We start from the raw sequence: 10,156 nt of genomic DNA, 5'->3' as shown, positions 1-10,156 counted from the left end.
GGAGCGGATTATAGGGAGCTTATTAAATCCTGGCAAGCAAAAATTACATTTTTATTTCCGTTTGCATCATTTTCACCCAAAAAGGGCATTTATAATACGTATTGCTGCTTTTTCACCCTTTAAAATCAAAAAATTGCTGAGTAAAACTGGCTACTTTATTCCAGTCAGTATACTCAACTTCTTTAGTCGTATCTGTTTCACCATCTGTCATTTTCATTATAAGCTGGATCATCTTTTTATCGAACCAGCCATAACGTGGATAAAACAGTGCACCGGCAAATACACCGACTATAGAGGGTTGCCAAGGTGTCTTTTCCAGAAACTTTCTAACGTAGACATTCGTTTCAGCCGAGTCTTTTCCTGCTTTACGCGCAGTTAAATTGACACCAAAAAAAGCACTCGAAAGAGTATTTAACTGTTTTTGATGCGTCTTAGTAAAATTCATCAACGCCTTATTAAAGTGGCCATAACGAATTGATGCTCCGACAATAACTTTACTATAACTGGATAAGTTAAAGTTTTTGTCATTATTCAAATCACGAATGTCACACTGCCCACCTAAAGTACGCAGTTGCTCAGCCATTTTTAATATAATCTTTTTTGTCTGCCCATCAGTACTGGAATAGAGTAATAAGTAATTCATTGTTTTTCACCTTCTTCTTATATATAGCTATAACCGTTATTAGTCACGCCAGAATGTTGGGGTAAATAATACTAATAAAGTAAATACTTCGAGACGCCCAAACAGCATAGTCACTACTAAAATCCATTTGCCTACAGGATTCATCGATGTGAAGTTATCAGCAACCGTACCTAAACCGGGTCCCAAATTATTTAATGTTGTTGCAATGGCTGAAAATGCAGAAAATTCATCAACTCCGGTACTAATAAGCAGTAATAAGCTAATGATAAAAACCAGCGCATAGGCAGAAAAAAATCCCCACACAGCTTCAATTATACGTTCAGGTAGCGCTCGTTGGCCTAATTTGATGGTATAGACGGCGTTTGGATGAACCAATCTTTTTAGCTCTCGCGACCCCTGTAAAAATAGCATTAAGATTCGAATAACCTTGAGTCCTCCTCCCGTCGATCCCGCACACCCTCCGACGAAAGCAGCGCATAGCAACAAAATAGGCAAAAATAAAGGCCAACCAGAAAAACTATCGGTGGTAAAGCCGGCAGTTGTTGCCATTGATACGACCTGAAAGAAAGCTTGATCAAGCGTTTGTCCAAAACTATCGTAGACCGAATGGTAAACCAACACCGCGGTACAGATAATAACCAGCGCCAGCTGGAAACCAATAAACATACGAAACTCTGGGTCACGCGAATATATTCCTAAGCTACGCCCAGTTAATAACGCAAAATGAAGACCAAAGTTACACCCAGAAATAATTAAAAATACGGCAATAATAGTATTGATTGCTGGGCTATTAAAATAGCCAATACTGGCATCGTGGGTTGAAAACCCACCAATCGCTATCGTTGAAAAACTATGCGAAATAGCATCGAAGACATCCATACCCGCTGCCCATAACGCTAACGCACAAACAATCGTTAACAAGACATAAATCAACCACAGTGTCTTTGCTGTTTCTGCGATACGGGGGCGCATCTTATTATCTTTCAATGGCCCGGGCATTTCAGCACGATAAAGCTGCATCCCCCCAACCCCAAGTAAAGGCAAAATAGCGACCGCTAAAACGATGATCCCCATCCCACCTAACCACTGGAGCATTTGTCGGTAAAATAAAATCGCTTTAGGCAACGTATCAAGGCCAGTTAATGTTGTCGCACCTGTCGTCGTTAATCCCGAAAAAGATTCAAAAAAAGCATCAGTCACGGAGAGATTAGGCTTCTCTGAAAAAATAAACGGTAACGCCCCAACACTGCCTAGTACCGTCCAAAAAAGCACGACAATCAAAAAACCTTCTTTGGCTTTTAATTCATGTTTGCTATTACGTGTTGGTATCCATAAGAAAAGGCCAATTAATAGTGCAGCAATGAAGGTCTGGCTAAATGCTCGCCCGGCACCATCACGATAAATTAATGCCACTACCCCTGGAATAACCATGGTAAAAGAAAAAATAATAACAAGTAGCCCGACAATACGGGTTATCGCACGAAAATGCATGGAGCAGGTTCCTTGCCAACCAATGTGATTAAGTTTCTGGGACTAATTCAAGTGTTCCACGGCTCATATCGCGTAACTTATCACCGCATTCTGCTTCTAACGTAGCAGGGAGTGATATTTGTAGTGCGACAGATTCACCGTATTCACTGTTTATTATTTGCCCTTCACTTTGTGAAACAAATTGTTCAACCAAACTAATCTGTGAGTAATCACAGCTAAGATGGAAAATTTTTTGCGGTATTTTTGTTTTTGTCTGTAACAGTTTTAGCGCCTGTTGTACGCCATTACCATAAGCTTTAACTAATCCACCAGTACCCAATTTGATCCCGCCAAAATAGCGTACACAAACACAAGTTATTTCACCAATTTGACTGCCCAGTAGCTGAGCAATCATCGGTTTCCCCGCCGTTCCTGTTGGTTCACCATCATCGGAAAAACCCAGCTGCTGGGAGTCATCTGGCCGACCAGCGACGAATGCCCAGCAATGGTGCCGGGCATCAGGATACTGCGTTTTTATTGATTCAATAAATTTTTTTGCCGCTTCAGTACCTTCTGTATGCGCTAAATAGGTAATAAAACGGCTTTTTTTTATTTCCTCAGTAAATGAGACCGGCTCAGCCGGAATTAAATAAGGTCGCATTAGGGTAGCTGCAAATCTCGGGTCATATTCTCAATACGGTTATGATGAATAACAATATTATCTTCGATTCTTATGCCGCCATAAGGTTTCATTTGTTCAATTTTATGCCAATTAAAATGTGTTTTAAACTCACTTTCACGCCATGATGCCAGCAATGATTCGATAAAATATAATCCGGGCTCGATAGTTAACACCATTTTCGGCTCTATCACTCGGGTGCACCGTAGGAAAGGATACATTTTTGGCGCAGCTAAGTGAGTACCGTTTTCATCTTGCATAAAACCAGCAACATCATGAACTTGCAATCCTAAAGGATGACCTAATCCGTGAGGAAGGAATGGAGTTGTTATCCCCTGTTCAACCATAACTTCTTCGCTTAATCCTTTAATTATGTCGTGTTTTTTAAGAAGTTTAGCGATTCTATGGTGCATATCAATATGATAATCAGTATATCTGACGCCGGCTTTAATCGAATTAATCAATGCTTGCTGTTGTTCGTTTAAATCTTTGACTAAAGCTGCAAAATCACTTTTATGTTTAGCCGCATAAGTCCGGGTAATATCAGCGGCATAGCCATTATATTCAGCCCCAGCATCAATCAGAAAGCTTCTAAATTCACTCGGAACTCGCTGTTGCTGTTTGGTATAGTGCAGTACTGCGGCATTTTCATTCAAGGCAACAATATTACCATAAGGAACATTAGTGTCACGATGCCCTGTGGCTTGTAAATAGCTGATATTAATATCAAATTCACTCATTTCAGCCTGAAATGCTTCAAATGCTGAAAGATGACCATTCACCGCCATTTTTTGCGCTTCTCGCATACAGTACAGCTCATAGTCTGTTTTATAAGAGCGATAATAATGATAATAATCAACGACTGATTGTGGATTGATATTTTGCTGTTTAATGCCTAAAGCGCTGGCTTTATCTATGGCTTCGCCAATATACGCCACATTATCTTTAGAAAACTGGCCTAATAATTCATTGATTTCATTTGAATTCTTTAATGGAATCAGCTCAATCTCATTAGTCCAAAAGGCATTAGGTAACGGCTCTACACTGTGCCAATAATCAACTGGTGAATAAAACCATAATTTGGGCTTGTTTATACCATCAACCCATAACCAACTATGTGGCACATCGGTGACAGGCACCCAAGCTTTAAAATGTGGATTAACTTTAAATGGGTAGTCACTATCATCTAGAAAAATACGCCGTGGTTCACCCGAATGGATAAGCACTGCATCTAGCTCACTGCGCTGTAAAACTTGCTGCGTTCTTTGCTGTAAGGTATTGATATGTTCAGAGTAAAGGACCGCCAATTTTTCCATTTCATTTAACCTTTATATTTTTTCATAGATCTCAAGCTTAGCACGTTAGTCTCGCTCTCTGGTATGAGATCATATGAAACTAGAGCTAATTTTATGATTTGAATAAAAAATTAATATAACTCATCTATTTTAACTCCTTTTATGCTGTGATCCTTGTTCCAGATTATTAATTATTCGTTTGCATTTCTTTAACAATAAAATCACACTCACCGTATCTGGTCGTACCAGATGATAAAATCATCATAAGGAGAACGGCATGCTTTATCAAAGTGATACTATTGAAGTCCGCTGGGTTAAAACGGGAATTGCAGAGCTAATATTTAATGCTTTAGGTCCTATCAATAAACTGGATACACAGACGGTTGCTTCTCTAGATGAAGCTGTCGCCATTCTTGAACAACACCCCGAGTTACAAGGTCTTATTTTACGCTCAACAAAATCGGCATTTATTGTCGGTGCGGATATCAAAGAGTTTTTATCACTGTTCGATGCCCCCAAAGAACAACTTATTGAATGGCTAAAATATGCCAACGGTATCTTTAATCGAATCGAAGACCTACCTATACCTACGGTAAGTGCAATTAATGGTTACGCCCTCGGTGGCGGGTGTGAATGTGTTCTAGCTACTGATTTTCGTATTGTTACACCAGATGCCCGTATCGGATTACCAGAAACCAAACTTGGGATCATGCCTGGTTTTGGCGGTTCTGTTCGTTTACCTCGATTAATTGGCTGCGATAATGCATTAGAAATTATTACTGCAGGTAAAGATATTGGCGCTAATGAGGCATTAAAACTAGGATTAGTAAATGCTATTGTCGCCACTGAACAATTACAACGTTCAGCCTTAAAGCTGATTGAACAAGCGATTGCTGGATCTATTGATTGGAAGAAAGCACGACAGCCAAAGCTATCACCACTCCAATTAAGCCCGCTAGAACAGTCTATGAGTTTTAATGTTGCCAAAGGCATGGTTATAAAAGTAGCCGGAAAGCATTATCCTGCCCCATTAACAGCTGTTACTACTATTGAAAAAGCAGCAAATTGTGCGCGTAATGAAGCCTTACAACATGAAACCGCGGCCTTTATACCATTAGCTCATAGCACCGTAGCGCAAGCCCTGGTTAGCATATTTCTAAATGATCAATATATTAAAACCTTAAACAAGAAATATACACAGCAGGAGAGCCCACCCAATAAAGTCATGGTATTAGGAGCCGGAATTATGGGGGGGGGGATTGCCTATCAATCAGCCAGCAAAGGCGTTTCTGTGCTGATGAAAGATATAAACGATCATTCTCTACAACTTGGAATACAAGAAGCAGAAAAGTTGCTTAATAATCAATTCGAACGCGGTAAATTATCTGCATTAAAAATGGCAAAAATACTCTCATCTATTCACCCATCTCTTGACTATCATGGCAGTAAAGATGTTGATATCGTTATTGAAGCGGTGATAGAAAATCCTAAAATCAAAGCCGCCGTTTTAGCCGAGGCTGAAGCATTAATCTCCCCCGAATCTATTATCACTTCAAATACATCAACAATTCCAATCACTAAACTGGCTAATGCACTTCTCAGGCCTGAAAATTTTTGTGGTATGCACTTTTTCAATCCAGTGCATCGCATGCCATTAGTTGAAGTTATTCGCGGCGAAAAAACCTCTGATGACACTCTAGCAAAAGTAGTTGCCTACGCCATCAAAATGGGAAAAACACCAATAGTCGTTAATGATTGTCCTGGATTTTTTGTTAATCGTGTTTTATTTCCTTATTTCGCTGGATTCAGTTTATTACTGCAAGATGGAGCAGATTTTAACCAAATCGATAAGGTAATGGAGACAGAATTTGGCTGGCCAATGGGTCCCGCTTATTTATTAGATGTAGTTGGAATTGATACCGCACATCATGCCCAGCAGGTAATGGCTGTAGGTTTTCCTGAACGTATGACTAAATCAACGCGGGATGCTATTGATATTCTGTATGAACAACAACGATTTGGACAAAAAAATAACCAAGGTTTTTATCAATATCAAAAAGATAAAAAAGGAAAACCGATTAAATTGGCCGATCCTATCGTCGAACAGTTAATTAATCCTAATCAGCAGCCGAAAAAATCATTCACTTCAGAGCAAATAATTCAAAGAATGATGATCCCAATGATAAATGAAGTCGTTCGTTGTTTGGAAGAAGGCATTATTCAATCACCCGCAGAGGCCGATATTGCTCTCGTTTATGGCTTAGGTTTTCCGCCATTTCACGGAGGGATTTTCCGTTATATCGAGACGCTTGGTCTAGCTAACTATGTACAATCTACCGAGCAATATTCATATTTAGGACCTTTATATCAAGTCCCTGAAGGATTAAAACAGCGATCAATAACCAATAACCGTTATTATCCGCAACCTGCCACAGTTGCTATTAATGTAAAAAAATCGATGAGGGGTTAAGAACATGGAAAATGTTGTCATAGTCGATGCGATTCGTACACCAATGGGTCGTTCTAAAGGTGGCGTATTTCGCCATGTTCGCGCTGAAGATCTTTCTGCTCATTTAATGCAAGCGATTTTCCTGCGTAATCCCAATGCCGATAAAAGTGAGTTAAACGATATTATTTGGGGTTGCGTACAACAAACATTAGAACAAGGATTTAATATTGCTCGCAATGCAGCATTATTAACCGATATTCCACATTCTGTCCCGGCAGTAACCGTGAATCGGCTGTGTGGATCATCAATGCAAGCGCTTCATGATGCGAGCAGACTCATAATGACAGGTGACGCACATTCTATACTGATTGGTGGCGTTGAACACATGGGGCATATTCCCATGACACATGGGGTAGATTTTAACCCTAAAATTGCGCTCAAAATTGCCAAAGCAGCTGGTGCGATGGGATTAACCGCAGAGATGCTAGCAACGATATATAAAATTAGTCGTCAACAACAAGATGCCTTCGCATTACGTTCACATGTCAAAGCTGCTGAAGCGACAAAACAAGGACAGTTTACTAATGAAATTGTGCCTATTGAAGGGCATGATAGCGAAGGAAATTTGATTTCTATCGATTATGATGAAGTTATCAGATTCGATGCTAATCTGAATGATCTTACAGCGCTGCGCCCCGCATTTAATCCCGTCAATGGTACTGTGACAGCCGGTAATTCGTCAGCGCTATCGGATGGTGCATCTGCCATGTTAATCACCAGCGAAAGTTATGCCCGTGCAAATGGTTTAAAACCTCGCGCCCGGATCCGTTCAATGGCGGTTATTGGATGTGATCCTTCAACCATGGGATATGGTCCAGTTCCTGCCTCTGAAATCGCATTAAAACGTGCTGGATTATCACTAGCAGATATTGATGTTATCGAATTAAATGAAGCCTTTGCAGCACAGTCTTTAGCTTGCATGAAAGGCTTTAAATTATCTGAAAGTACAATCGAAGAAAAAGTAAATTTGCAGGGTGGTGCAATTGCACTCGGCCATCCTTTAGGGTGTTCTGGGACGCGCATAACCACTACATTATTGAATCAACTAGAGCGGCAACAAGGGCAATTTGGCCTAGCAACCATGTGTATCGGACTAGGACAGGGCATCTCAACCATTATTGAACGACTGTAATCCTAATATTCGAGTTGCAGATAGATAACTTCATCTGTAACTCGAAATATATAAAATAAATTATTTGATTTCGCTGTTTGTCAGTACGTTGTTTTATTTCCCGCCGAGTCAGGGGCGGGCTTTTTACGCAAGAATTAGCGACTCTAAATAATTATAATAGCTAAATATAATAGCTAAATAAATTCGTAAGCATCGCCAAATAATTTTTCTTTATCGGCATTACGTTCATTACAAAAACGCTCACGAGCTACCTTCGCCATTTCAAAACGGCCTGCAATATAAATTTCATGGTTCGCCAAATCACCAAAATCATCTAACACAGCACTAAGTACCGTTCCAGTACGCCCCCGCCAATGTTCTTCAGGCTGTTCAACAACCGGAATAATTTTTAAATTAGGGTGCTGTTCTGACAAAGCTTGCAGTTCACCGAGATCATATAAATGAGCCAGTTCTCTCCCTCCCCAGTAAAAGGTAATTTCACGGGCAGGATCCTCAATCAAAGCGGCCAGTAAAATTGAATGGGTATAGGAGAATCCAGTGCCTCCGGCAATTAAGATCATAGGATTACGGCTGTTTTCACGAAACCATGCTTTACCATGCGGGATATCAATATCAATGCAACGTTGATCTAAAATTCTATCCATCACCGCCATTGCATAAAGGTTAATTTCAGAGGCCCCGATATGTAACTCGATAGTTTCTTTATTTGATGGGGTCGATGCCATTGAAAATGGGCGTTTATCGCGTTCATCCATCACGACCATAAGATACTGGCCAGCCTTAAAATCAAAGGGACCTGCAGGTAATAAAATTACGCGATAAACAGTCTCTGTTATTGATTCAACGGAAGTTACCTTACAGCTTAGCATTGTCATCAATCCCTCTTATTTATCTAAAATATCTAATTGATCCCAAATGGTATCCACACGAGATTTGATTTCTTCCGTCATTACAATCGGTCTGCCCCATTCTCTGTTGGTTTCGCCAGGCCATTTATTGGTGGCATCTAATCCCATTTTTGAACCTAAACCAGACACCGGTGAAGCAAAATCAAGATAGTCAATCGGGGTGTTTTCCATCATGATGGTGTCACGCGCAGGATCCATACGGGTGGTTATCGCCCACATTACATCATTCCAATCACGCGCATTAATATCATCATCACAAACAATAACAAATTTAGTATACATAAACTGGCGCAGATAGGACCAAACACCCATCATGACGCGCTTAGCATGCCCCGCATATTGCTTTTTCATTGTAACCACCGCTAAGCGATATGAACAACCTTCTGGGGGTAAATAAAAATCAACAATCTCAGGGAATTGTTTCTGTAAAATAGGAACCAAAACTTCATTTAGAGCCACACCAAGAACGGCCGGCTCATCCGGTGGTCGCCCGGTATAAGTAGAATGGTAAATAGGATCAGGGCGCTGAGTGATATGCGTAACCGTAAAAACAGGAAAGTGATCAATCTCATTATAATAACCAGTATGGTCACCATAAGGACCTTCAGGTGCCATTTCGCCCGGTTCAATATAGCCTTCTAAAATTATTTCAGCGCCTGCAGGTACTTCTAAATCATTAGAAATACATTTAACCACTTCCGATTTATTACCGCGTAATAATCCAGCAAACGCATATTCTGATAATGTATCAGGCACTGGAGTGACTGCGCCAAGAATGGTGGCAGGATCGGCACCTAAAGCGACCGCAACAGGGAAACGCTCACCGGGATGGGCTTCACACCACTCTTGAAAATCTAACGCGCCGCCACGATGAGATAGCCAACGCATAATTAATTTATTTTTACCCAGCACTTGCTGCCGATAAATGCCTAAATTTTGACGCTCTTTATAAGGACCTCGAGTTACCGTAAGCCCCCATGTAATTAATGGTGCCGCGTCTTCTGGCCAACAATGCATGACCGGAATTCGAGATAAATCAACTTCATCTCCTGACCATATCTGTTCTTGGCAAGGGGCTGAGTTCAATCGTTTCACCGGCATATTCAACACTTGCTTAAATTTGGGCATTTTGTCGAATAAATCACGAAATCCTTTTGGCGGCTCTGGCTCTTTTAAAAAGGCCAATAACTTGCCGACTTCATGAAGCGCTTTAACATCGTCTTGTCCCATGCCCATTGCTACTCGTTTGGCAGTACCAAATAAATTACACAATACCGGCATGTCGTAGCCTTTAGGATTTTCAAACAATAATGCCGGCCCACCTGCTCGCAACGTTCTGTCGGAGATTTCCGTCATTTCCAGGTAGGGGTCAACTTCCATGGTGATGCGTTTTAATTCGCCTTTCTTTTCTAATAGTGAAAGGAATTCTCTGAGGTCGCGGTATTTCATCATGCTCTTTTTATGTTTGCAGGAGGAACTTCATTATAAAGCGTCCTGTAGGTGTTACAAGTTATCTAGCT

Annotated in this window: 8 protein-coding genes; 2 read left to right on the top strand and 6 right to left on the bottom strand. The window is 40.6% G+C overall.

Features of this window, described 5'->3' with window-relative positions:
• Positions 1 to 112: 112 nt before the first annotated feature.
• The 4 genes from hemG to pepQ are packed head-to-tail and all read right to left on the bottom strand — an operon-like array spanning position 113 to position 4,108.
• The gene (gene hemG, locus M992_RS04885) at positions 113 to 643 is read right to left on the bottom strand and encodes a menaquinone-dependent protoporphyrinogen IX dehydrogenase (RefSeq protein WP_053907567.1); all 531 of its coding nucleotides are present in this window, start codon (positions 641 to 643) and stop codon (positions 113 to 115) included.
• Between the two features lie 39 nt (positions 644 to 682).
• On the bottom strand, positions 683 to 2,134 hold the full coding sequence (gene trkH / locus M992_RS04880; RefSeq protein ID WP_053907565.1) for a Trk system potassium transporter TrkH: 1,452 nt from the start codon (positions 2,132 to 2,134) through the stop codon (positions 683 to 685).
• A gap of 28 nt (positions 2,135 to 2,162) precedes the next feature.
• The gene (locus M992_RS04875; RefSeq protein WP_053907563.1) at positions 2,163 to 2,774 is read right to left on the bottom strand and encodes an IMPACT family protein; all 612 of its coding nucleotides are present in this window, start codon (positions 2,772 to 2,774) and stop codon (positions 2,163 to 2,165) included.
• Positions 2,774 to 4,108 carry a Xaa-Pro dipeptidase gene (gene pepQ / locus M992_RS04870; protein WP_053907561.1) on the bottom strand — a complete coding sequence of 445 codons (1,335 nt, stop codon included), beginning with the start codon at positions 4,106 to 4,108 and terminating at the stop codon, positions 2,774 to 2,776. Before pepQ ends, M992_RS04875 begins: the two co-directional genes overlap by 1 nt.
• A gap of 256 nt (positions 4,109 to 4,364) precedes the next feature.
• Here pepQ and fadB point away from each other — a divergent pair, with 256 nt between their 5' ends.
• Complete coding sequence (gene fadB, locus M992_RS04865) at positions 4,365 to 6,557, top strand: fatty acid oxidation complex subunit alpha FadB (protein WP_053907558.1); 2,193 nt, start codon at positions 4,365 to 4,367, stop codon at positions 6,555 to 6,557.
• 4 nt (positions 6,558 to 6,561) lie between these two features.
• Entirely contained in the window at positions 6,562 to 7,728 is a 1,167-nt protein-coding gene (gene fadA / locus M992_RS04860) for an acetyl-CoA C-acyltransferase FadA (RefSeq protein ID WP_053907557.1), read from the top strand.
• Between the two features lie 173 nt (positions 7,729 to 7,901).
• Here the strand turns inward: fadA and fre are convergent, their stop codons facing one another.
• Both fre and ubiD read right to left on the bottom strand, forming a co-directional pair.
• Positions 7,902 to 8,603, bottom strand: coding sequence for an NAD(P)H-flavin reductase (gene fre, locus M992_RS04855; protein ID WP_047254686.1), 702 nt, complete (start codon positions 8,601 to 8,603; stop codon positions 7,902 to 7,904).
• A 9-nt stretch (positions 8,604 to 8,612) separates the two neighbouring features.
• Entirely contained in the window at positions 8,613 to 10,085 is a 1,473-nt protein-coding gene (gene ubiD, locus M992_RS04850; RefSeq protein ID WP_047254685.1) for a 4-hydroxy-3-polyprenylbenzoate decarboxylase, read from the bottom strand.
• Between the last annotated feature and the right edge of the window lie 71 nt (positions 10,086 to 10,156).

This window comes from Moellerella wisconsensis ATCC 35017, from assembly GCF_001294465.1.
Taxonomy (GTDB): domain Bacteria; phylum Pseudomonadota; class Gammaproteobacteria; order Enterobacterales; family Enterobacteriaceae; genus Moellerella; species Moellerella wisconsensis.
This window is presented reverse-complemented; position numbering and strand designations above follow the sequence as displayed.